Here is a 23,458-nt window from a genome sequence, read left to right as displayed (position 1 = left end):
CGCGCGTTGTGAAGTGACGCTGGCTACGCGCGTAACCTGTCCGCTACTGTGAGCGAAGCGGCATCCCGCGCCGCGTTCTGCCCTGACACGAATGTGAGAATTCGCGATGCTCCGACGCGCCCTCGCGGCGTTCGTGACGACAATGGCCGTCGTCACCGCACTCCTTCCGATATCCGCCGCCTCTGCCACCACTGTCGTCGCGGCGACCCTGCCCGATCTGCTGCACCTCGCCCAAGTCGATGCCGTGCATCCGTACGATCGTGGGCGATTCGAGCACTGGATCGATGCCGACTCAGACGGCTGCAACACGCGATATGAAGTGCTGATCGAAGAGAGCACGACGTCAGTGTCCGTCGGCAGCGGATGCGCGCTGACCGGCGGCACGTGGGTGTCGCCGTACGATGGCTTCGCGAGCAGGGAGACGTCGCGGATTCAGATCGACCACGTCGTGGCGCTGGCGGAAGCCTGGCGCTCGGGTGCGTGGGCGTGGACGGACGTGCAGCGTCGTGCGTTCGCCAACGACCTGGAGGTGACGTATGCCCTCACCGCGGCATCCGACGTCTCGAATCAGGCCAAAGCCGATAAGGACCCCGCTCGCTGGCTGCCCACGAACACTGCATATGTATGCGAGTATGTGACGTCCTGGGCGCTGGTGAAGTATCGCTGGTCTCTGAGCGTCGACGCGGACGAACTCGCGACGCTGCGGCGCGAGCTCACCGGGCGCTGCGGAAGCACGGCGATCGAGCTGCCAACCGTCATGATTCCAGCGGGTGCTCCGCTGGAGCCGAACGCGCCGAGCGCCGGCGGCGAGGTGACAGGATTTCCTGCCGGCGGCACGCGACTCGCGGGCGTCAGCAGATATGAGACGGCTATCCAGGTCGCCAGGCGCTACGCCCCGGGCGTACCCGCTGTGTTCGTCGCGACCGGAGCGAACTTCCCGGATGCTCTCTCGGCCGCCGCAGCCGCCGCGTATCTCGGTGGCCCGCTGCTCCTGACCCCGTCCAATACCTTGACACCGACGGTGCGGGACGAGATCGTCCGTCTGCGTCCGAAGAAGATCTACATCGCAGGAGATAATGGCGCAATCGACCGAGCAGTGGGCGCTGCGCTGGAGACCATCGCGCCCGTACAGCGGCTCGGCGGCCTGTCCCGGTATGACACGGGCAACAGCATCGTGCAGACGGTGTTCCGGTCGGCGACACACGCGTTCATCGCAACAGGACGGACTTTCCCCGACGCCCTCGCCGCCTCCGGCGCTGCAGGTGCGACCTCCGCCCCGGTGATCCTCGTAGACGGGATGAAGTCCGCTGTACCGGCTGAATCCGTCGCTCTGCTTTCGAAGCTCGGCGTTCGAGAAGTCACCGTCGTCGGCGGGACAGGGGCGGTGTCCGCCGGCATCGAAGCGCAGCTGTCACGCAAGTACGCGACGACGCGCATCGGCGGAGCCTCGCGGTACGAGACGGCCGCGAAGATCAACGACGCTCACTTCGCTCCGGGCACGGCGCCCGTGGCGTTCGTCGCCACCGGTCTGAACTTCCCAGATGCGCTCGCCGGTGCTGCGCTCGCCGGACGCATGAAGAGCCCGGTCTACGTCACAGCAGCTGCATGTGTGCCGGAGCCCGCGCACGTCTCGATCTCCCGCCAGGCGGTCGCGGCGATCGTCACGCTGGGCAGTGCGAACGTTGTGAGCGCCAATGCCGCATCCAACGTCGGATGTCTCACTGTCGCCACTCCTACCATCGGCGGCTCTGCGCGCGCGGGCGCAACCCTCACGGCCTACCCCGGTCGATGGACAGCGGGCACTTCGTTCCGCTATCAATGGCTCGCGAACGGCTCCCCCATCAGCGGTGCCACTGCGTCGACACTCGCGCTGTCTTCCAAGTTCGCGGGCAAGAAGATGTCGGTCCGCGTCACCGGCTCGAAGAGCGGCTACCTGTCGGCGACCGTGACCTCGCGCGCGACGGCAGCCGTCACGGCTTCGGCACAGACACCTGCACCCGCCCCGACGCCGAGCAAACCGATCGACAGCTGGAACTGTCCCTCCTGGGCCGCTATCAAGGGCAACGCGGACTCGATGATCTACCACGTTCCGGGCGGGGCGTACTACGCGCGCACCAAGCCCGAGGAATGCTTCAGCACAGAGGCCGCTGCGAGGGCCGCCGGCTACCGCAGGTCGCAGCGATGACGAGGCCCGACCCCCGCCACCGAATGCCAGCCACCGCGCTTGTCCACCCATGAGAGGAACGAGAATCCAAATGGACGCACGCCCCTGGCGGCGGGTTGGTGCCGCGGCCGCCGCAGCACTCCTCACCGCGTTGGCGCTTCCGCTGCAGGCCCACGCGAGCAGCGCAGACGCCGACTACCCGCCCACGCTCGAGCAACGCACGGCTGCCGCTGCCGCACCCCGTATCGTCGCGGATCCCACGGGCAGCGCGTCGGCGGTATCGAGGCACTCGAGCGTCGCACCGATCGCCGCGGCCGTTCCTGCCCAGGTGGCAGCTGTCGTCGTGACCGGCGTGACGTCCACAGGCGCGGCGGTCAGATGGGACGCTCCGAGCGACGGAGGTTCGCCCATCACCGGGTACCATCTCCAGCTGCTGACGGGCGGCGTGGTTCAAGATGAACTCACCACGGACTCGCCGACGACAAGCGCGATGATCTTCGACCTGCAACCGGACACTCGCTACGAGTTCCGGGTCGCGGCGAGCAATGCCGCGGGATCGGGCGATTTCTCCGTCCCCATCCCGTTCACGACCGAGCACTGGTCGGTCGCCAGGATCTTCGGCGGCGATCGGTTCGAGACCGCAGTGCGAGTCTCGCAGGACGCGTTCCCCTCCGCTGGTGTCACCCTCGGTCTGGTCGCGAACGGGCTGAACTTCCCCGATGCCCTCGCGTCGGCCGCCGCCGGAGGAACGTTCGGCGGCCCGGTGCTGCTCACGCGCCCATCGGTGGCCAGCACCGCAATGCTCGACGAATTGCGTGCACTCGAGCCGGACTACGTGTTCGTCTCCGGTGGCATCGCGTCCGTGAGTGAGACCGTTCGGAAACAGGTCGCGTCGATCGCGACAGTCGACTCGGGTCGTCTCGCAGGGCAGTCCCGTTACGGCACCGCCGCAGAAGTGTCCGGCCTGTGGGAGCCGAATGACACGGTGTTCCTGGCAAGCGGGATGAACTACCCGGATGCGCTGGCGGGAGCCGCCGCGGCTGGATATCGAGGCGCGCCGGTGCTCTTGACGACTCGCGACGCTCTCCCCCGCGAGACCGCGGCTGCGCTCGCATACCACGCGCCCATGAAGCTCGTCATCCTCGGCGGAGCAGGTTCGGTGAGCGATGCGGTCATCAGCCAAGCGCGGATCGCCGCAGGCTCTTCGCCGTCGATCACACGTCTGTCCGGGCAGAACCGTTACCAGACAGCGGTGGCGATCTCGAAGAGCACCTTCCCGGGCACGCCCCGTGTTCCGGTGGTGTATCTCGCCAGCGGCACCGGATTCGCCGACGCACTCTCCGGAGCGGCAGCGGCGGGCTTCCTCGGCGGCCCGCTGCTGCTGACATCGCCGCACTCTGCTGCTGAATCCGTGCTCGAGGAGATCAAGCGGCTGGATCCGGTTCGCGTCGTGATCCTCGGCGGACCCGCAGCGGTGAGCGAGACCGTGCGTATTCAGGTCGAGGCGAAGCTGAGCCAGAGGTGATCCGATCCTGACGCACCCGACCGTGGGGAGGTGCGGCTGCAAGCCGCACCTCCCCACGGCGAATCCGTCAGGCTGCGGTGCCGACGACGATGCGGGGCGTACCTGCCCACAGTGCGGCGTCGGATGCGTTGCGACCGTCGACGAGAAGTTTCACACCGGGGATGTCCGCGGGTGCGAGGGAGCGGTAGCCGGCGTGGTCGGTCTGCAGAATCGCCAGGTCCGCGGCGTCGCCGATCGCGTAGGGCTCGAAGCCGAGACCGCGCAGCTCGTCGTCGGTGTAGAGCGGGTCGTGCACGACGACCTCGGCCCCGCGCGTTTTCAGCGCGTCCACGGTCGGGAAGACACCGGAGAAAGCGGTCTCCTTGACTCCGCCGCGGTATGCCGCGCCGAGCACCACTGCGCGCTGACCCGCGAGGTCGCCCAGGACCCCTTCCGCCTGCGCGACGAGGCGTTCGGGCATCGAGGCGTTCAGCTGACGGGCGACACGCACGATGTCCGCGTCCGGGTCGGTGGACAGGTACAGGCGCGGGTACACCGGGATGCAGTGCCCGCCGACCGCGATGCCCGGACGGTGGATGTGGCTGTAGGGCTGCGAGTTGCACGCGTCGATGACCTTGTACACATCGATGCCGTGCGATGCCGCGAACAGTCCGAACTGATTGGCCAGGCCGATGTTCACGTCGCGGTAGGTGGTCTCCGCGAGCTTCGCCATCTCCGACGCCTCGGTCGAGCCGAGATCCCACACGCCGTTCGGCTGAGCCAGATCCGGACGCTCGTCGAACTGCAGCACCGCCTCGTAGAACTCCCGCGCCCGGCGAGTCCCCTCCGGCGACAGCGCACCGATCAGCTTGGGGTACTTGCGCAGGTCCTCGAACACCCGCCCGGTCAGCACGCGCTCCGGCGAGTACACCACGTGGAAGTCCACGCCCTCGGTCAGCCCCGAGCCCTCCTCCAACATCGGCTTCCACCGCGTACGCGTGGTACCCACCGGAAGAGTGGTCTCATACGAGACCAGGGTGCCGGGCGTGAGGTGCTCCGCCAACGACCGGGTGGCGGAGTCCATGTACTTGAAGTCCGGTTCCCACGTCTCGTCGTTCACGAAGACGGGAGCCACCAGCACCACAGCATCCGCACCGGGGATGGCGTCCGCGTAATCGGTGGTCGCGCGCAGACGCCCAGCCGGGATCAGCTCCTCGAGACGCTCCTGCAGGTGCGCCTCCCCCGGGAAAGGCTCCACAGCCGCGTTGATCGAATCGACCGCCCTCTGATTCACGTCGACTCCGATCACCTCATGACCGGAAGAGGCGAACTGGACAGCAAGAGGAAGCCCGATCTTTCCCAGGGCAACGACGGCGATACGCATGACCGTCATTCTACTGGGCCGATCCTCCGCCCCTCCCGAGCAGCAGGCTCAGCTGCGGGGTGAGCGCAGGAGCGAGATACGAGACGAAGGTGCTGGTCAGATGGTTCACGTCGCGATAGACCTGGATGTCGTCGATGATCACCGGACAGACATCTCCCGTGCAGATGAACGGGGTGAGGTCGGCGAAGGCGGCTCCTGTCTCACGGGCCACCGTCCGCTCCACGTCGGCGACGCCGTCGTCGATCGCCCACCCCCGGGCGACGTCGCACCCCGAGACGTCGTCCACATTCGCGGAGAGGCAGGTGGGGGGCTGGGCGGGCAGTCGCGGTGTGTCGGCGATGATGAGAACTTCGCTGCCGGCATCGCGGAGACGCTGCACCGTGCTGCGCAGCCCCACGCGCCACATACTCAGCCGGGCCTGCTCGGTGGATGCCCCGGCGAGGGCGTAATGCGCATAGCTGGAGATCACGACGAGATCCGGTGGATCTGCGATCAGTCGCTGCGTGACCTTCTCCCGCCAGCGGTCGCACGCACCGTAGGGCGCGCCCTTCACCAGCACGGTGACTGCCGCCGCGGTGCATGAGGACTTCGTGTACGCGCTGATCGCGGCGCTGCTGCGCTGCGCGAGCTCCTCGACCGCCGGGAACCACTGCGCCGAGTGCGAGTCGCCGAACAGCGCGATCCGGCCGCCCCGTTGAGAGTCGCCGTACGTGCAGTCCTGGACATCCTCCGACTTCACGTCGAGATGACATCCGTCGGTGAAGAGCCGCGGCAGGTCCTCCGCCACCTCATCCAGAGCCGGCCGCAGGTTCTGCGGGACGAACTCCGTCGCCGTCGGCGGTTCCCGAGGCGTCTCCGGCGCCACCGCCACAGGTGTCGACGTGCCCAGTTCGCGCTCGGACGACCAGTGCACGACCGTGCTCGCTGCCAGCACGAGCACCACGCTCACTCCAAGGGCAGGGATGAGCGTCGCGCGGGGTCGCCGGGCACGGAGGAAGACCGGGGCACGCAGGGGCGTCTCGACGAAGCGGAAGAGAAGCCACGCGAGCGGCAGGGCCAGGCCGATGCCAAGCGCCGCGCGCCAGAGCAGCGGAAGCGGGTTCTCCTCGCCCACCGCAGCCTGCGGGATGACCAGCAGCGGCCAGTGCACCAGATACAGCGAGTAGGAGATCACGCCGATGAACTGCATAGGCCTGACGGAGAGCAGCGCCGTCGGACCGCCTGGTGCAGAACCGTCTCCGAAGAAGATCACCAGAGCGGTGCCGAGGGTGGGCAGCAGCGCAACGACGCCCGGGAAGGCCGTCGCGCTGTCGAACACCAGCGCACTGGCGAGGATCATCGCGATGCCGAGCCAGCCCCCGGCGGCGCAGACGGGTGCGGGCAGCCGCGGTCCTCCTTTCAGCAGCATGGCGCCCAAGACGGCGCCGATGAGCAGCTCCCACGCCCTGGTGTGCAGCGAGAAGAACGCGGTCGGCTGATCGGCCGCGGTGAGCACCGCGCCGGCGATGAGACAGGACAGGGCGATCACCCCGATCGCGCATACCAGCAGGGATCGGCGGCGACGCACCAGCAGGAAGATCAAGAGGAGCGCCAGAGGCCAGAGCAGGTAGAACTGCTCCTCGACACCCAACGACCAGTAGTGCTGGTAGGGGGTCGGCGAGTGGTCGGCGAGGTAGTCCGTGTCCTGGATCGCGAACCACACGTTCGGCACGTAGAGGATCGTCGCCAGCCCGTCGCGCAGCACGCGCTCCAGGGCGAGCGGAGGGTAGAACAGGATCGAGGCGATGCCCGTGAGGACGGCGACCGTGAGCGACGCGGGGAGGATGCGGCGGATGCGACGCGCATAGAACTCCGCGAATCGGATCCTTCCGTCGCGCTCGAGCGCCTGGAGCAGGTGGGTGGAGATGAGGAAGCCCGAGATGACGAAGAAAACGTCGACACCCACGTACCCGCCGGTGATGCGGGGGATGCCGGCGTGGTAGGCCAGCACGAGGCCCACGGCGATCGCTCGCAGCCCCTGAACATCCGTCCGGAAGGACTGCCCGCGGCGGGCTGCCGATGCCACCGTGTCAGCGGTCGGCGCCTGCGGCGCGGAGCAGTTCCGCCACGACACGCTCGGCGGCGTGTCCATCGCCGTACGGGGCTTCGTCGGTGTTCGCCGGCCGGGGACGGGCGACGCCAGCGGCGATCTCCTCGGCGGTGTTGGCGAGGACGTTCCAGCCGAGCTGGACGGTCTCGACCCATTCCGTCTCCGTTCGCACGGTCGTGCACGGCACCCCCAGCAGGAACGCCTCCTTCTGCAGGCCACCGGAGTCGGTCACCACGCCCGCGCTCGACAGCGCTGCCGCGATCAGATCCGGGTATGCCAGTGGCGCGTGCGCACGCAGCGAACCCTGGGTCAGCTCGATGCCATGCGCTGCCGCCTTCGCCACCACTCGCGGGTGCGCCAGCAGCACCACCGGCTTGTCCAGCCCGGCGAGCCCTGCTGCGACCTCTGCCAGACGAGCCGGGTCGTCGGTGTTCTCCGCCCGGTGGATGGTCGCCACGTAGAAGCCACCCGCCTGCAGACCGAGCTCCTCGAGCAGTGCGGACGGCCTGTGCCTGACCTCGTCACGCACCTCGAACAGCACGTCGGTCATCACGTCGCCCACCAGTACGGTCCGCGGCCCGAGCCCCTCCGACGCGAGATGGTCGACGGCGACCTGCGTGGGGGCGAGCAGCAGATCCGCGGCGTGGTCGGTCATCACCCGGTTGTGCTCCTCGGGCATCCGACGGTTGAAGCTGCGAAGCCCCGCTTCCAGGTGCGCGACCGGGATGTGCATCTTCACCGCACTCAGCGCTGCCGCGACGGTGGAGTTCGTGTCCCCGTACACCAGCACCCAGTCCGGCCGATGCTCGTCGAACACCGCATCCAGCGCAGCCAGCATGGCACCGGTCTGCACACCGTGCGAGCCGCTGCCCACGCCCAGATGCACATCCGGGACGCCGATTCCCAGATCCTCGAAGAACACATCCGACAGCATCGGGTCGTAGTGCTGCCCGGTGTGCACGATCACATGCTCCACACCGGCAGCCGACGCCGCCTTGTGAATGGGGGCGAGCTTCACGAACTGCGGGCGCGCGCCCACCACACTGACGATCTTCACGGGACACAAGTCTAGAGCGCCGACGCTGAGCGAAGCGGTCAGCGGATACCCTTGACCCGTGCGCATCCTCGTCGTGACTCCGTGGTTTCCGACGGCGAACACCCCCGTCTCCGGGGTGTTCGTGCAGCGAGAGGTTGAGGCGCTCGCGGCGGACCACGATGTCCGCGTGCTGCATCTCGACTGGCAGCGGGGTGCGGCGCTGCCGCCCGCATCACGTGACGGGTATGCGTACCGGCGGGTCGCCCTCTCCCGTATGAATCCGCTCGCATACCTCGCGGCCAGGAGGACGACCGCCCACCTCGCTCGTGACGTGGATGTCGTGCACACTCACGCGCTCACCGTCCTCGTCCCCTGGTTGCTCGGGCGGCCAGGACGGCGCGGACAGCCGTGGGTGCACTCGGAGCACTGGTCCGGCATCAGCGGCCCCCAGACTCTCGGACGAGGGGATCGCCTGGCCCTGTCCGCACTCGGTCCACGGCTGCGAGCGCCGGATGCCGTCATCGCCGAGAGCAGCAGGCTGGCGCACGCGGTCGGAAGGTACCGTGCAGCGGAGGTGGACATCGTGCCGTGCGTCGTGGAGGCCAGCGCCGTCGAGGAGCGCGTCGACGACGGCGTGCTGCGCCTGCTCGGCGTCGGTGGCCTGATCCCGAGAAAGGGTCCCCTTCTCGCCGTTCAGGCGCTGTCGTCCCTCGTCGAGCGGGGGGTCGATGCCCGCTTGACCTGGGTGGGAACCGGTCCGCAACGAGAAGAGATGCTGGAGGAAGCCGCTCGCAGAGGGGTCACCGACCGACTTCGTCTGACGGGCGCGCTGGACCGCTGGGGAGTCGAGGCGGAGTTCGCCCGCGCGAGTGTCTTCCTGCTTCCGACGCAGGGCGACAACTTCTGTGTGGTCGTCGCCGAGGCGCTGTTGAACGGCCGACCTGTCGTCAGCGGTGCCGCGACCGGCGCCGTGGACTACTCGTCGCCGCAGGTCAGCCGATTCGTGGACGTGCAGAGCGGCCCGGCGTACGCGGACGCGGTGCTTGATATCGCCGGCGCGACTGCGCCGCTCTCGGCGGAGGACATCGCCGCCACGGTCGAGGGTCGGTTCTCGCGCTCGGCCGTCGCCGCGCAGCTCACCGCGATCCTTCATCGTGTTTCGGGAGGGCCACATGTCTGAACCGGACGCTCCAATCGGGATCCGGGAGCGGGCAGGCGAATGGGTGGCGACGCATCCGTCGAGCCTTCCCGGCCGGGCAGCGGCTCTGCGCTTCGGTCTTCCTCGGCGCGACGATCGGCGCGAGATCGCCGCAGCCCCCGCGACTGAGACCCGAGTCCTGATCGCTCCGGCGAACCACGCCGGGCAGGGGTACCGTTGGGCCCGTGCCCTGGAGTCCTCCGGAGATCGGATCGGAGCGAGGTCGCTCTCCGTGGAATCCGCGTTCGACTTCCCTGCGGATGCTGTCGTCGCGCGCCGTGTCTTCCACAATTCGCCTTCGTGGCAGCATGCACAGCGCCGGGCGGCGGGTGCTTTCACACATGTGCTCGTCGAATCGCTGATCCCTCCCTTCGGCCGGCTGAACGGGCGCGATCTCGCCTCTCAACTCGCCTCGCTCGGGCCCCGGCCGGACCTCGCGTTCGTCTGTCACGGGACGGACGTGCGCCGAGTGCGTCCCGTGCAACGACCGCTCAGCCCAGCGCAACGGCAGGCGAGCCGCATCGCGCGACGCCACCGGCAATTCCTGCGCGACCGCGCCGAACCGGTGTTCGTCACCACTCCTGACCTGCTCGATGATGTGCCGTCGGCAATCTGGCTGCCGGTCGTGATCGACATCGAGGCGTGGACTGTCCCGCACCGCACCAGCACAGGGCTGCCGCGCGTCGTGCACGTGCCCAGCAGCTCGGTGATGAAGGGCACTGCATTGATCTCACCGACGATGGAGATGCTCGCCTCGCGAGGGGTCGTCGACTACACGGCAGCCGCGGGCATATCGCCCCGTTGCATGCCGGAGATCGTCCGCGCGGCCGACATCGTGCTCGACCAATTCGTGCTGGGCAGCTATGGCGTCGCCGCATGCGAGGCGATGGCGTCCGGTGCTGTGGTGGTGGGGCACGTCGCCCCGGAGGTCCGCGAGCGGGTGCGCAGCGCAACAGGTCGGGAACTGCCGGTGGTGGAAGCGACTCCCGAGAGTCTCGAGGGAGTCGTGGTGGCGCTCGCCGAAGACGAGGATCGGCGCGCCGCGATCTCCGACGCAGGTCGAGCCTTCGTCACCCGGGTGCACGGCGGGGCGCTCAGCGCCGATATCCTCAGGCGAAGCTGGATCGACGACTCGACCTCTCGGAGCACCGCCTGACATGCCCCGCCTGCTGATCATCTCCTTCTCCGACCTCAACACCGATGCCCGCCTGCAACGACAGATCGCGGTGTTCGCCGACCGTTACGAGGTGGTGACCGCCGGCTTCGGGACGCGGCCCCCCGGCGCAGTCGAGCATGTCGCTCTTCCTCTCCCGCCCTCCGGTGCCGCGCGTCGTCGACGGATGCGAATGGAATCCGTGCTGCTGCGGCTGCGCGCGTACGGAGTCCTGCACACCACCACTCCCCTGCTTCGCGCCGCGCGACGCGCCCTTCGTGACGTCGCGGCAGACGTCGTGCTCGCGAACGACATCGATGCGGCGCCTCTCGCCTACGACGTGGTGTCCCCCTCCCGGGTGCACGTCGACCTTCACGAGTTCTTCCCCGGGCTGCACGACGACAACCCCGCCTGGGCGCGGCTCCGCGGGCCTTACAACGGGTGGCAGGTCCGCCGCTTCGCCGGCCCTGCGGCATCCACGACCACCGTGGCACCGGAGATCGCATCCGGGTACCACCGCTACGGGATCCGTCCCGAGGTGGTGACGAATGCGTCGCCCTTCCAGGACCGGTCCCCTTCACCCGTGGCCTCACCAATCCGGATCGTGCATACGGGAGCGGCGCTCGCAGGTCGGCATCTGGAGACGATGATCGAGGGCGTCGCCCTCACCACGTCGAATGTGGTCTTCACCCTGTATCTGATGCCGAACGACCGCGCCTACATCGAGCGGCTGCGTGCACGTGTGCAGTCCCTGCCGAACGTGCGCATCCATGATGCGGTTCCGCACTCGCAGCTCGCCTCCACTCTCGCGCAGCACGACGTCGGGATGCACATCCTTCCGGCGACATCGACGAATCACCGGCTGGCATTGCCCAACAAATTCTTCGACTTCGTCCAGGCCCGTCTCGGCGTCATCGTCGGCCCGACCGCGGCGATGGCCAACTTGACGAACGAGCACGGTCTCGGTGCTGTCACAGAGGGCTTCACCCCGCGCGACGTCGCAGACGTCCTCGATCGGCTGACGCCCGAAGCGGTCTCTCGCTGGAAGGCTGCGGCTGACGTGGCGGCCGCAGAGCTGTGCTCCGAGCATCAGGTGCACGGTTGGGTCGACGCGATCGACCGTCTTGCGCGCGTCAGCGAGGCGTGAGGGCTTCGATACGCGGGGCGAGCTGCGCACGCCGGGAATATCGCTCACCCCATTCCTGAGCGCTGCGGCGCTGTTCGGGTGTCTGCGCGGCCGCCAGCCGCGCCGCCGCCGCGAACGCCTCGGCCACGGCGGACGCATTCAGGCTCCTCGCGGGCACCCAGGCTGGGGAGTCTTGCATGACCTCGGTGGCAGCGTTACCCGGATCGTGCACGGACACCACCGGGATGCCCGTGGCGGCGTACTCGTACACTTTGCCGCTGGTCACGTATCGACCGGTCCCCAGCGCCAGCACCAACGCGTCGAAGCCGCGGTATGCGCGGGCGATCTCCGACTTGCCGACCGGACCGTCATAGCTCACACCGTCCGCAGCCGCCGCGTCGATACGGGCTGCTGCTCTCGCATCGACAGCACCGAAATGGCCGAGGTATCCTCGCAGCACGAGCCGTGAGCCGGTGAGTGCTGGTTCCACCGCGCGAGCCCGGCGCCAGCCGTCGAGCAGGACATCCAGCGGAACATTCGGGGTGATCGTTCCGATGTACCCGAACACCAGCCCCTGTCCGCGCTCCGCACGGACAGGAACCTGCAACGGCTCACCGTACTGGTCGAATCCGTTGGCCACAGTCCGCATCCGTTCTTCGAACGCCGGGTGCACTCCGGCGTGCCAGGCGCGGATGGCATCGTTGACGAACCAGATCTCCCGCGCACGCTCCATGAGGCGGCGCTCCCATCGGCGCACGCCCGGCGTGGCCGTGGGCAGCCGTCGGCCCGAGAATACGTCGAGCTGCCACGCATCGCGGTAGTCCATCACGTACGGCACGCCGTGCGTGCGGTTCAGGTGCCAGCCCGGAACGAAGTCGACATGAGGGTTCGCCGTTCCCACCGCCAGATCGACCGGATGCCGCCGATGGACGTCTGCGGCCATGGCCTCGAGTCCTGGTCGCCAGCGCCCGTAGTTGGGTTCGGGGAAGTGCCGGAAGTCCTTTCGCAGGTCGGCCAGCTTGAACAGCTCGGGGAATCTCGCCCGTGCGGCACTCCACGCGCCGATGTCGTTCCGGAACGCCGGCACATCAGGGTCCTTGCGAACGACCCGAATCGACGGGTCGACTTGCGCGGCGAGCTGCGCGTCGACCCCGGTGGACATGCGGAACAGCTCCTCGGGGACGGTCAGCACGGTGACGTCCCATCCGGCAGCAGCGAAAGCGTTGACCGTGGCGATCGCGCGATACACACCGCCGGCGCGGCTGGGCGGGAAGCTCCAGGCGGTGTAGAGCAGGTGAGGGCGCTTCACAGTCGGCCCTCCCCGTCCGCCCGAAGCGTCTCGCGAGCGGCCGGCAGCCCGAACACCGCACGAGGAGAGCGGGGAGAGCGCCTCGCGCCCCGCCAAGCGGCCAGAACCGCGTCCTCTTCGGCCGCGACGATGAGAGTCGCCGTGTCGATGGCATGCCGCGCCGCCGCATCTGCTGTGACCCGTCGCGCGAACTGGGTGGCGCCGTCGATCCCGAACAGCCTCAGCACCGCCCGCGTCGGGAACGATGCCTCGAGACGGTGGCGAATCCCCTCCACCCACGGGGCAGGCCGCGCGATCAGGATGTCGGCGGCGGTGCCCTCCCAGCCGATCATGCATCCCGCCGCTTCGTCACGGAAGGTCGCCGCGGTCGCGGATGCCGCTGGCGAGAGGACCACCACGGCGGCGCCGCTCGGCTCGCGCGCCGTGCCACGCACGGCAGAACGGTCGGCGACCGCGCGGGCGGCAGCGGCTCGAACCGTCCGGCGCGCGACGTGACGTCCCGCGAAGGCTGTCCGCAGTGGAGCATGGCGGTGCAGCGCGAAGCGCAGCTGCATCGGGAGCATCTCAGCGACTCCGGTTCGCGGGGACCGTGCTGCGGTCACGTTTGTCATCGATCCCGACTCCAGTGCGAGGACGTCTCGCTTCATGGCTCTGGGAAGCAGCGCCGTGCACTCGGGCACCGCCTCGACGAGGCGGCGCAGGATCGCGGTCGCCGTCGTGACGTCCGCGTCCGTCAACACCCCGGCACGTGCGCGAGTACGCACCCCGGGAACGAGATGCACACGGATCATCTTGGCTGCGATGGCTCGACGCAGAGCCTTCGGCAGAGCCTCGACGACTTCGAGCAGACCGTCGAGAAAGGTGAAGTCATTTGCGAGTGCACCGAACGCATGAGTGACGCGGTCGTCCTGGTCAGCGTGCTCACGGTAGGCGGGAAGCGTCGGATCGAACACGCAGCGATAGTGTGTCCAGAGCATCAGACCGTAACGCTGATCCACCCCGCGGGGCAGCCCGGTGGTGTAGCGAAGCGGCGATGTCGGAAGACGCCGCTGGAGCCCGAGCGGGGCCGTCCGATCGAACAGACGATCCCGGTCGGCATCGAGCGGTCGCCCCACGCGGCCGGACCTCACCCGCGGCGTCGGCACCGCGCCGTCATCGCGCATGATGGGGGCGATCACGGCGTCAGCTCCCGATTCCTCCGCGAGTCGCACCCAGCCGTCGAGCGCGCCTGGCTCGAGAGTGTCGTCCGAGCCGACGATGGCGACGTACTCCGCGTCGGCGCTGTCGAGGCCGAAGTTGAACGCGTTCGCCGGCGAGCGCACGCCGTCCATCAGCGAGAGCACCCGCACTCTCGGGTCCTCGAAGAGAGCGCCCAGCCGCGTCGAGATCGCGTTCGGCGCCACATTGTGCGCGATGACGCTCACCCGCGTGCTCACGACGTTGCGCAGCGCGGAGCTCACCGCGCGCTCCACCGGCCTGCGGTCGTTGTGGACCGCGATGATCACGTCCACGACCGCGTCAGTCATCGTTCGGCCTGATGACGTCGGCGGGATCGACCAGCCCGGCCAGGGCCGCCTGGAGGGCGAAGTCGGGTTCGGCGGCGACGACCTGCTCGAACGTCCCCGCCGCGACGACCTCGCCGTCGCGCATGAAGAAGACGATGTCGGCGCTGCGGATCGTGGAGAGCCGGTGTGCGACCGTGATGGTGGTCACGCTTCCCCGCAGTTCGTCGATCGCCCTGGTCACCGCCGCCTCAGTGGCGGTGTCCAGCGCGCTCGTGGCTTCGTCCATGACGAGCACGAGAGGATCGGTGTACAGCGCGCGCGCGATCCCCATGCGCTGACGCTGGCCACCGGAGAGGGAAAGTCCACGCTCGCCGATGCGGCTGTCGATCCCACCCTCGCGTGCCTCGATCAGCGGCAGGATCTGAGCGCGCCCCAGTGCTGCGCGCACGCGCTCTCGATCGAAGTCGGAGCGCCAGCTGAGAGCCACGTTCTGCGCCACGGTGGCGTCGAAGAGCGAAACCTCCTGCGGCACGTAGGAGATCTGAGATCGCCATGCGTTGAGCACCTTGTGCAGGGGAACGGCGTCGATCGTGATCGACCCCCTGGTGGGCTCCACCAGACCGAGGAGGAGATCGATCATGGTCGATTTCCCCGCACCGGACGAACCGACGAACGCCACCTGAGCACCGATGGGGATGTCGAGCGTGACGCCCTTCACCGCGTCCGCGGCGTCCGGCGCATAGCGGAAGCCGACATCGCGCAGGCGGATGGCGAGCGGAGATTCGGGAAGCGCGGCGGTGTCGCCGACAGCCGCTGCTGCCACATAGCGGTCCGAGCGTCGAACTTCGTCGAGCACTGCGCGTGCATGCGGGCCGCTGACGTTGAGCTGCTGAAGGACGCTCTGAAAGCGGACGAGAGAGGGCGCCAGCCGGAAGCCGGCGAGTCCGAACAACGCGATCGATGCCATGGCACCTTCGACGGTCCGCTCGGTGAGGAACCCGGCGGCGCCCACAAGCACGATGCCACCGATGAGCGCCACGTCCAGCACATGACGGGGCACCTGGGCGAGGAACTGGGAATTCGCCCTGGCACGTGTGGCATGCGATCGGTTCTCCTTCACGACGCCCGCGACTTCCGCGGCGCTCCCCCGCAGCGTGACTTCCTTCAATGCGCCGATCATCTCGGTGATGAGCCTCGACGAACGCAGCGAGTAACGCAGCGCGACCATCCCCGCCTGCTTGGACCGACGGGAGATCTGAAGCTGGAGTACCGCGGCGATGAGACCGAGGTAGACGAGCGTGACAGCGCCGACGAAGGGCTGCGCGATCGCGAGCACCAGGATCAGGGAGACGAAGCTCATCAGCTCGCCGATGAGGGAGGCACCCGGGAGGAGGAAGCCCGAGATCGTCGTGCTGACGCTGGAATCGCTGATGCGCACGAGGTCCGAGGAATTGCGCTGCAGACGCTCCACCCAGGGCGCCCGGATGTAGCCGTCGAACACTCGCACGCCGAGGTCGAGTTCGTATCCCGAGAATCGCCTGGTCGCGAACCACTGCAGCGTGAGCGCGCATGCACCCTTGAGCACGATCAGCACGCAGACGAGGGCGAGCGGGATGAGCACCTGGGCACCCTGAAGTTCGCCGAAGAACGGCAGTTCGAGCGGCTTGCGCCCGATCAGAGGCGTGATCACCACCGCGAGCATGCCGAGCGCCAGTCCGTCCATGAGAGCTAGCACGCCCATGACCGCGGCGTAGAAGCCCAGGAATCGCGCCGCACTGGGGGGCAGCACGGAGAGCACTTCCCGGTACAGCCGCCATTCCGCCTTCATGAGGTCGTCCCCTCTGTCAAGCCCGAGGCGATCGCCGCCAGGAAGGACTGCCCCTCGGACTCCGCATTCAACGTCTGCGCCACCACGGCGGCATTGCGCTTCATCTGCGTCACCGTCTCCGGGGTAAGGGCCGCCAGCGTGTCCCTCAGGGACTGAGAGGTGAACTCGGGAACCACCGCGCCGTGTCGGTACTGGCGCACGATGGGCGCCATCGTGGGAGTCTCGCCCACGATGACGGCAAGGCGGCCTTGGGCGGCCTCGAAGAACTTGTTGGGCATCGCGAACTCGAGGTTCGGCTCCAGGGGCTTGTAGAACACCACTTCCACGTCGTACTCATTGATCTCCTGCGCGATCCGACGCATCTGGGCGGGAGGGACGATCTCGATGCGGTCGCGTGCAGGGTGCCTATCGATCGCCGCGCGCAGCTTGTCGATGACCGCCGGGTTGGGCATGAGCATGAACGTCATCGTGAAGTGCGCGGGAAGGGACTCGAGCGCTTCGAGAATCTCGGTGAACCCGCGCGCCCAGCTGGGCATGCCGTGGAAGAGCAGCCGGATCCGGCCGTCGCGGACCGGCAGGGGCTCGATGTCCGACACGTACGGCGGAGCGTTTCGCACCTGCGCCGGCGTCGGAATGCCGAACTCCTCCGCATACAGTCGCCCGATAGGGGTGTTCACTGCAGAACGGCTGGTGAACCGCGCACTGCCGATGTGGCTGCGGACCCACCGGTAGTGTGCTCCGGTGATGCGACCGCCGAGGGTGCGTCGGCGGATGTCGGGATTGCGGTACTCGTGAAGATCCAGGTGGAACCGTCCACTGGGTGCTGCCCCGAAGTCCCTGCGGTCCTCCAGCCACGGTGCGAACTCGATCTCGTTGAAGACGACCAGGTCATAGTCGCCTGCACGCACGGCCTGTCTGAGCTCCACCGGGATGGTCTCGCTGACCAGCATTCGGAACCGCGTCCGTGGCGGAATGAGCGTGTGTGTGATCAGCGTGCCCAGCCGCCCCCGGGTCCACCCGGGTGCTCGTCCGAGTGGGAAGTGACGACGCACATCGGCTGCGGGGTGCGCGCCGAGGCCGAGAGTGTCGACCGTCCACCCGTTCCCGACCAGCCAGTCGATCTCCCGACGGACACGAGGGTCCGTCTTGATCTCGGAGTATGAGAGGACCAGCGCCGTGCGTCCACCGGTCGGTGCAGTCACTGTCGTCTCACGCCTTTCGGTTGCTGCCGCACTGATGCACAGCGCGCCGTCGATCTTATCTGCCTGGGGTGTCCGCTTGCTGAGCGACGGCACCGGTCAGGGTGTCCAGTCGCCGAGCATGCGCTCCGCGAGGATCTCCGCTGAATACCTGCCGTCGTGAAGCGCCCGCACGAACGCCGGGCCCGCCGCCGCGATCTGGCGATAGTGCCCCGGGCGCTCCACGATGTCGATCAGGACTTCCTCGATCGTGTCCGGAGTCGCCTGGACGATCGGCACCGGCATCCCCGCCTCCTGCGTCGCGAGGCGACGCACCTCGGGCAGCAGGAAGCCGAGAACGACCCGCCCGGCGGCCAGCGCCTCGAGCGCCGTGGTGGAGTAGATGCCGATGCGGAACTGATCCAGGACGACGTCCGACTGGGCATACAGCGCCGGCATCGCGTCGGGCGACACGCCCGATACGAGTTCGTAGTGCAGGGCGCCCGACGCGCGGACGCGCTCCACGGCATCCGCGATCAGCTCCGAACCCTTGATGTGCGTGTTCGTCGGTGCATGCAGCACGCGAACCGGCCCTTCGGTCAACGGCGGCTCGTCCAGGGCCCACGCCGCCGGGTCGACGACGTTCGGAAGCCACGTCGCCGCGGGCATGTCGAGGAGCAGATCGGGAGTGGCGACGAGGACGCGACCGGGATCCTGTTCTTCGAGAAAGCGCCGGTTGCGCACAGCAGCCTCGACGAGCATCGGACGCAGATCCCACGAGCTGTCGCGGAAGGGCGACCAGCTGCTCGTCTGCGCGTGGATGTCCGGGTCGCGCAGATCGCTCCCGTGGCTGACATACGCGCGATGGATGCCCCATTCGTCCAGTGCACGCGCCTCCTGTCGGACATCGCGGCCTGCTCGTACTCCGAGCACTGTGCGCTCACTCTCCACGAGCACATGTGTGATCGAATCGCGTACTGCGGAGATGTGTGCGGCGCTCCAGCGCCGGGAATGCGCGAATACGGCATCCCGCACACGGAAGTCACTCGGGAAGGAGTAACCCCCGGTTCGGTCGACGGACAGATTCACCGCGTTCACACCGCGGTACTCGTCGAGCGCCCGAGCCCAGAGCCGTCCCTGTCCCGCGGAATTCGCCGGTGCGATGAGCACAGCCGGATGTGCGGGCTCGACCGCTATCGGCGGCGGTATGTCCGCAGCCCGATACCCCAGTCGCTGAGGCGCGGCCTTCAACATCAGACCCTCGGGCAGAGCCCGCAGTGCGCGCCCAGCCAGCGCCCGCGCTGTCGTCACGGCTGCACTCCGGCCTGAGCGATGTCCAGGGGGTCGGCGTCGACAGGCGCATCCGAGGACGATTCCATCCGCGAGAATCTCGACATGGGGGCCCAGTCGGTACGAAGCGTGTCAGCCCACGTGCGGAACTCGGTGACGCCCGTCAGCGCAGCGAGAGTCTCGAGCTGCCAGGAGTGGATGACGTGGTACTTCTGGTTCTGCCACATCGGCCGCTGACAGAACGCGGGTTGCACGCAGTAGTACGAGACGTCTCCGCGCTTGCGTATCGAGGGCATCATGTCCAGCACGGTCGCGCTCGAGCCGCGCAGCAGCCGTTCTGCGTCAGGGTCGCCACTCAGACGCCAGTAGTCGTACACCCCGAACATGGCGAAGATCTGACCGTTCAGCACTTGCAGGGGCTTCTGGTCGCCCGCGTACTCCTCGAAGTAGAGTCGCTGCTTCAGGACCACGCTGGACCATTGTTGAGAAGCCGAGCGGCTCTGCGTGAAGCTCTGCCAGGTTCCTGCGACAGCGGCGTCCCAGCGTGCCGCTGGTGCGATCTGCGCTAGGCGGGAGAACAGCGAGAGGGCTTGCCCCTGCGCCATACCCGACCACCACGGCGCATTCAGCGTGCGGTTGTCATACGTCCAGTCGAAGCTGTAGGCGTACCACCAGCCGCCTCCGCGGAGCGTGCGCATCTCTATCAGGCGTTCCGCCTGTCGGATCGCGCGGCGCAACCACGTCCTCTCGCCGGTGCGCTCGTACTCGAGCAGAGCGGAGATCCCGTATTGCGCGTAGACCACCGGATGGTCCGCTCGCGCGCCGGTGGTCTTCGTCCGATAGATGCGAAGACCGGTGGCATCGACGATCTGATCGGCGGCTCTGACGTCGACCGGCGGTCGATCCCAGTAGGGAAGCCGTGCACCGGCGTCGAGGCTGAGATCCTGCTCGATCCACTGCTGGTCGAGCACGCTGCCCGGGTCGGGTTTCGTGCAGGGCTCGAGCCGAGCGCTCGCCTCGCTCACCACCGAGGTGCCCCCCAGGACCACGGTCGATGACACGCCGATGCGGGCGGCGGTGGAGATGGTCGCCGAATACGCGCAGGTCTTCGGGACCACGAACATCGGCATCTGACCGCCCGCGGCACTCGCGGCCCCCGCCAGCGCGTCAGGGAAGTCCGCTCCGGTGGCGAGAAGCGCGCGCTGTGCGCTTCCCTCCGGGAAGAACGCGTCGTTGAGGGCCGCGGCAGTGTCGTATCGGTTGGCGCCGGCGTAGCGGCTCACCTGCATGCCCGCCCTCCCCAGCGCGGCCTGCAGCTCTGCGCGAACCGCACCGTACCCGCCGACGACAGACACCCGTGTGGCTCCCAGCCGGCGCATCTCGCGCAGCGTGGCGGACGGGATGGTGGTCGCCTTGCCATCGACGAGCAGTACGGGAGCGCCGGCCCCTCCGGCCGCGGCGGCTGAGACGAGTGCATCGGGGTAGTCACGACCGGTGGCCAGGAAGACCTGTTCAGAGGTGTCGAACTCCGCCGCTGACAGCGCGACGGATGTCGCGTACCTGTTCGCCCCTTGGAGGCGGGATGTCGGAGCGATCCTGTCGAGGAGCCTCTGCACGCCTGCGCCGACGACGCTGGAGCCGCCGACGACGACGATCCGCTCGGGGGCGAGACGGATGATCTCCTTCCGGACCTCGTCCGGAAGGACCGTCGGCCTGGTGAGGAGGAGAGGTCCTCCCAGAGCCCCGGCTGCTGCGGTGGCTGCGAGTGCATCCGGGAAGTCCGTGCCGGTCGCGACGAACACGACGGGAACCGGTCCCTGAAGCGCAGATGAGATGCGAACGGCGGTGTCGTAACGGTCACGACCGGCGATGCGCTGCGGCGACTCCGCCACCCCAGCAACTTGAGCGCCCTGCTTCACGGGTGCTGCTGCGGAAGCAGGGTCGGGTGATACCAGGACGGCGGCGATCAGCATCGCAATGACGGTCGCCGTCACGCCGCGGATCGTCGATCTCACGTGCGCGAAAGCGTTCGTACGCCGAGATCGCGGGCGGAGTCGAGGGCTGCTTCGACGACGGTGAGGGTGCGTTGTCCTTGTTCCATGGTGACGACGTCGGTCTGCCGGCCGAGCACGGCGTCGCGGAAAGCTTCGTGCTCCACGCGCAGCGGTTCGCGTTTGGCGAAGGCGTAGCGGGTGACATCACCCTCCGACACGCCACGGAAGGAGGAGACCGACTCCCATTCCAGGGGGATGGTGCCGTTGGCGTAGAAGGTCAGGTCTCCGGTGGAGGTGTCGGCGACGAAGGCGCCCTTCTCCCCCGTGACGACGGTGATGCGCTCCTTCATCGGGGAGAGCCAGTTGACGATGTTGTTCACGATCACCCCGGAGTGGGTGCGGCCGGTGATGGTGATCATGTCCTCGTATTCACGGCCGGACTTGAACGCGGTCTGTGCGAACACCCGCTCGTAGTCGGACTGCACCACCCATGCCGTCAGGTCCACGTCGTGTGAGGCGAGGTCCTTCGCGACCCCGACATCGGCGATACGCGAGGGGAACGGGCCCTGCCGGCGGGTGACCACCTGATAGACCGCGCCGAGCTCGCCCGCCTCGATGCGCCGGCGCAGTTCCTGCAACGCGGGATTGAATCGCTCGATGTGACCCACCGCGCCCACAAGACCCGCCTGCGCGAACGCGTCGACCATGCGCTGCCCGGCCTCGAGCGAGTGCGCGATCGGCTTCTCGACCAGGGTGTGCACCCCGGCTGCGGCCAGCTTCAGAGCCGCGTCCTCGTGGAAGCGGGTGGGAACCGCCACGACGGCGATGTCGATGCCCGCCGCGATCAGCGCATCGATGTCGGGCAGCACCTCGAGCTCGCCCGCGACGCCGTGCGGATCACCGCCGGGGTCCGCGATCGCGGTGAGCCGCACTCCGTCGAGCTCGCGCAGCACCCGGGCATGATGGCGGCCCATCATGCCCACGCCCAGCAGTCCCGCTCGCAGATCCGCCATCACGCGCCCGCCCCGGCGACGCTGTTCACCGCGGTGACGATGCGCTCCAGATCGTCCTGCGACAGCGACGGATGCACCGGCAGCGACACGACCTCGCGCGCCGCGCGCTCCGTCTCCGGAAGATCCAGCCCCTGCCCGAATGGCGCGAGCGAGGGCAGACGATGGTTCGGGATCGGGTAGTACACCCCGGAGCCGACGTTGTGCTCGGCCTTCAACGCCCGCACGAACCCGTCACGGTCGTCCGGAACCCGTACCGTGTACTGGTGGTACACGTGCACCGCACCGTCAGCCACCGGCGGCACGACCACCCCGCGCAGGTTCGCGTCCAGGAACGCCGCGTTCTGTTGACGCGTCTTCGTCCACGCATCGACCTTGCCCAGCTGGACACGACCGATCGCAGCATGGATGTCGGTCATGCGGGCGTTGAACCCGATGATCTCGTTCTCGTACTGACGCTCCATGCCCTGATTGCGCAGCAGCTTCACCCGACGAGCGATCTCGTCCGTCGCGGTGGTCACCATGCCACCCTCACCGCTGGTCATGTTCTTCGTCGGATACAGGCTGAACATCGCGAAATCACCGAACGAACCCACCGGCCGGCCATCCAGCGACGCGCCATGCGCCTGCGCCGCATCCTCATACAGCGCCACACCCCGCTGCGCCGCCAACTGCTCCAGCTCACGCATCCGCGCCGGGTGCCCATACAGATGCACCGGCATGATGCCCCGCGTCCGCGGTGTGATCGCCGCAGCCACCGCCTCCGGATCCAACGAGAAAGTCTCCGGCTCGATGTCCACGAACACCGGCGTCCCGCCGGTCAACGCCACCGAATTACCCGTCGCGGCGAACGTGAACGACGGCACGATGACCTCATCCCCCGCACCCACACCCGCAGCCAGCAGACCCAGATGCAGACCCGCAGTGCCCGAGTTCACCGCCACCGACGGGCGCCCCGGAACGAAATGCGCCGAGAACTCCTCCTCGAACGCCGAGACCTCCGGCCCCTGCGCCACCATCCCGCTGCGCATCACACGATCGACAGCGGCGCGCTCCTCATCACCGATGATCGGCTTCGCCGGGGGAATGAACTCGCTCACACGATCTCCTTCGTCAGAGTTCCATTGCTTTCCGCAAAGCGGTCACCAGTCGCAGGGCAGACCCATGCGCCGTCGTCGGCACCGGGCTGGAGCGGCATGCCCGACTCCCCCACCCAGCCGATACGGCGGGCGGGGACGCCGGCCACCAGAGCATACGCGGGCACGTCCTTGACGACGACGGCGCCCGCGGCCACTGTCGCCCAGGGGCCGATCATGACAGGGGCGACACAGGTCGCGCGCGCGCCGATGGCGGCCCCCTCTCCGATGGTCACGCCGACAGGCTCCCAGTCGTGAGCGCTCTTCAGCGTGCCATCGGCGTTGATGGCGCGTGGGTAGGTGTCGTTGGTGAGCACGACCGCGGGCCCGATGAAGACCCCGTCGCCGAGCTTCGCCGGCTCGTAGACGAGGGCGTAGTTCTGTACTTTGCAGTTGTCGCCCATCTCGACCCCTGTGCCGATGTACGCGCCGCGCCCGACGATGCAGTTCTCCCCCATGCGCACGCCTTCGCGCACCTGTGCGAGATGCCAGATCGACGATCCGTCACCGATGGAAGCGTCGGGGGACACGTCTGCGGAATCGACGATCCTCAC

Annotated in this window: 17 protein-coding genes; 5 read left to right on the top strand and 12 right to left on the bottom strand. The window is 68.1% G+C overall.

Annotated elements, in window-relative coordinates; all coding sequences use genetic code 11:
• Positions 1-106: 106 nt before the first annotated feature.
• Both WFG93_RS04385 and WFG93_RS04380 read left to right on the top strand, forming a co-directional pair.
• On the top strand, positions 107-2,185 hold the full coding sequence (locus WFG93_RS04385; protein ID WP_336645114.1) for a cell wall-binding repeat-containing protein: 2,079 nt from the start codon (positions 107-109) through the stop codon (positions 2,183-2,185).
• A 70-nt stretch (positions 2,186-2,255) separates the two neighbouring features.
• Positions 2,256-3,689 (top strand): cell wall-binding repeat-containing protein, encoded by a 1,434-nt coding sequence (locus WFG93_RS04380; protein ID WP_336645113.1) that lies wholly within the window; start codon positions 2,256-2,258, stop codon positions 3,687-3,689.
• 67 nt (positions 3,690-3,756) lie between these two features.
• On the opposite strand, the gene WFG93_RS04375 is transcribed toward WFG93_RS04380, so the two are convergent.
• Genes WFG93_RS04375 through wecB form a run of 3 tightly spaced genes read right to left on the bottom strand, consistent with a single transcriptional unit; the run spans position 3,757 to position 8,198 of the window.
• Positions 3,757-5,052, bottom strand: a complete 1,296-nt coding sequence (locus WFG93_RS04375; protein WP_336645112.1) for a nucleotide sugar dehydrogenase — start codon at positions 5,050-5,052, stop codon at positions 3,757-3,759.
• Positions 5,053-5,062: 10 nt separating this feature from the next.
• Positions 5,063-7,183 carry an acyltransferase family protein gene (locus tag WFG93_RS04370; RefSeq protein WP_336645111.1) on the bottom strand — a complete coding sequence of 707 codons (2,121 nt, stop codon included), beginning with the start codon at positions 7,181-7,183 and terminating at the stop codon, positions 5,063-5,065.
• Complete coding sequence (wecB, locus tag WFG93_RS04365; protein WP_336645110.1) at positions 7,122-8,198, bottom strand: non-hydrolyzing UDP-N-acetylglucosamine 2-epimerase; 1,077 nt, start codon at positions 8,196-8,198, stop codon at positions 7,122-7,124. Before wecB ends, WFG93_RS04370 begins: the two co-directional genes overlap by 62 nt.
• 58 nt (positions 8,199-8,256) lie before the next feature.
• On the opposite strand from wecB, the gene WFG93_RS04360 reads away from it, so the two are divergent.
• The 3 genes from WFG93_RS04360 (at position 8,257) to WFG93_RS04350 (ending at position 11,675) form a co-directional block, all read left to right on the top strand.
• Entirely contained in the window at positions 8,257-9,357 is a 1,101-nt protein-coding gene (locus WFG93_RS04360) for a glycosyltransferase family 4 protein (RefSeq protein WP_336645109.1), read from the top strand.
• Positions 9,358-9,607: 250 nt separating this feature from the next.
• Positions 9,608-10,531, top strand: coding sequence for a glycosyltransferase family protein (locus WFG93_RS04355; RefSeq protein ID WP_336645108.1), 924 nt, complete (start codon positions 9,608-9,610; stop codon positions 10,529-10,531).
• 1 nt (position 10,532) lies between these two features.
• Entirely contained in the window at positions 10,533-11,675 is a 1,143-nt protein-coding gene (locus WFG93_RS04350) for a glycosyltransferase family 1 protein (protein WP_336645107.1), read from the top strand.
• Here WFG93_RS04350 and WFG93_RS04345 read toward each other — a convergent pair.
• The 9 genes from WFG93_RS04345 to WFG93_RS04305 all read right to left on the bottom strand — a co-directional run bounded on the left by WFG93_RS04345 (position 11,662) and on the right by WFG93_RS04305 (position 23,434).
• The gene (locus WFG93_RS04345) at positions 11,662-12,963 is read right to left on the bottom strand and encodes a glycosyltransferase (protein WP_336645106.1); all 1,302 of its coding nucleotides are present in this window, start codon (positions 12,961-12,963) and stop codon (positions 11,662-11,664) included. The genes WFG93_RS04350 and WFG93_RS04345 overlap by 14 nt on opposite strands.
• Positions 12,960-14,489, bottom strand: a complete 1,530-nt coding sequence (locus WFG93_RS04340) for a glycosyltransferase (protein WP_336645105.1) — start codon at positions 14,487-14,489, stop codon at positions 12,960-12,962. Before WFG93_RS04340 ends, WFG93_RS04345 begins: the two co-directional genes overlap by 4 nt.
• Positions 14,482-16,296 carry an ABC transporter ATP-binding protein gene (locus WFG93_RS04335; RefSeq protein ID WP_336645104.1) on the bottom strand — a complete coding sequence of 605 codons (1,815 nt, stop codon included), beginning with the start codon at positions 16,294-16,296 and terminating at the stop codon, positions 14,482-14,484. The genes WFG93_RS04340 and WFG93_RS04335 overlap by 8 nt, the downstream gene beginning before the upstream one ends.
• On the bottom strand, positions 16,293-17,498 hold the full coding sequence (locus WFG93_RS04330; protein ID WP_336645103.1) for a glycosyltransferase: 1,206 nt from the start codon (positions 17,496-17,498) through the stop codon (positions 16,293-16,295). Before WFG93_RS04330 ends, WFG93_RS04335 begins: the two co-directional genes overlap by 4 nt.
• 96 nt (positions 17,499-17,594) lie before the next feature.
• Positions 17,595-18,644: a glycosyltransferase gene (locus WFG93_RS04325; RefSeq protein WP_336645102.1), complete on the bottom strand. Its 1,050-nt coding sequence runs from the start codon at positions 18,642-18,644 to the stop codon at positions 17,595-17,597.
• Positions 18,645-18,781: 137 nt separating this feature from the next.
• Positions 18,782-20,758 carry a cell wall-binding repeat-containing protein gene (locus tag WFG93_RS04320; protein ID WP_336645101.1) on the bottom strand — a complete coding sequence of 659 codons (1,977 nt, stop codon included), beginning with the start codon at positions 20,756-20,758 and terminating at the stop codon, positions 18,782-18,784.
• 17 nt (positions 20,759-20,775) lie between these two features.
• Positions 20,776-21,771, bottom strand: coding sequence for a Gfo/Idh/MocA family oxidoreductase (locus WFG93_RS04315; protein ID WP_336645100.1), 996 nt, complete (start codon positions 21,769-21,771; stop codon positions 20,776-20,778).
• Positions 21,771-22,868: a DegT/DnrJ/EryC1/StrS family aminotransferase gene (locus tag WFG93_RS04310; protein ID WP_336645099.1), complete on the bottom strand. Its 1,098-nt coding sequence runs from the start codon at positions 22,866-22,868 to the stop codon at positions 21,771-21,773. Before WFG93_RS04310 ends, WFG93_RS04315 begins: the two co-directional genes overlap by 1 nt.
• Positions 22,865-23,434 carry an acyltransferase gene (locus WFG93_RS04305; protein ID WP_336645098.1) on the bottom strand — a complete coding sequence of 190 codons (570 nt, stop codon included), beginning with the start codon at positions 23,432-23,434 and terminating at the stop codon, positions 22,865-22,867. Before WFG93_RS04305 ends, WFG93_RS04310 begins: the two co-directional genes overlap by 4 nt.
• Positions 23,435-23,458 lie beyond the last annotated feature (24 nt).

The sequence above is a fragment of the Microbacterium sp. USHLN186 genome (genome assembly GCF_037145155.1).
GTDB lineage: Bacteria > Actinomycetota > Actinomycetes > Actinomycetales > Microbacteriaceae > Microbacterium.
The sequence above is the reverse complement of the archived record's forward strand: the minus strand, read 5'-3'. Positions and strand labels throughout refer to the sequence as shown.

Excerpts from the sequence above, each read along its gene's own strand:
- WFG93_RS04385 (WP_336645114.1), top strand. The coding sequence starts at position 107 with ATGCTCCGACGCGCCCTCGCGGCGTTCGTGACGACAATGGCCGTCGTC.
- WFG93_RS04380 (WP_336645113.1), top strand. The coding sequence starts at position 2,256 with ATGGACGCACGCCCCTGGCGGCGGGTTGGTGCCGCGGCCGCCGCAGCA.
- WFG93_RS04375 (WP_336645112.1), bottom strand. The coding sequence starts at position 5,052 with ATGCGTATCGCCGTCGTTGCCCTGGGAAAGATCGGGCTTCCTCTTGCT.
- WFG93_RS04370 (WP_336645111.1), bottom strand. The coding sequence starts at position 7,183 with ATGGACACGCCGCCGAGCGTGTCGTGGCGGAACTGCTCCGCGCCGCAG.
- WFG93_RS04350 (WP_336645107.1), top strand. The coding sequence starts at position 10,533 with ATGCCCCGCCTGCTGATCATCTCCTTCTCCGACCTCAACACCGATGCC.
- WFG93_RS04340 (WP_336645105.1), bottom strand. The coding sequence starts at position 14,489 with ATGACTGACGCGGTCGTGGACGTGATCATCGCGGTCCACAACGACCGC.
- WFG93_RS04335 (WP_336645104.1), bottom strand. The coding sequence starts at position 16,296 with ATGAAGGCGGAATGGCGGCTGTACCGGGAAGTGCTCTCCGTGCTGCCC.
- WFG93_RS04315 (WP_336645100.1), bottom strand. The coding sequence starts at position 21,771 with ATGGCGGATCTGCGAGCGGGACTGCTGGGCGTGGGCATGATGGGCCGC.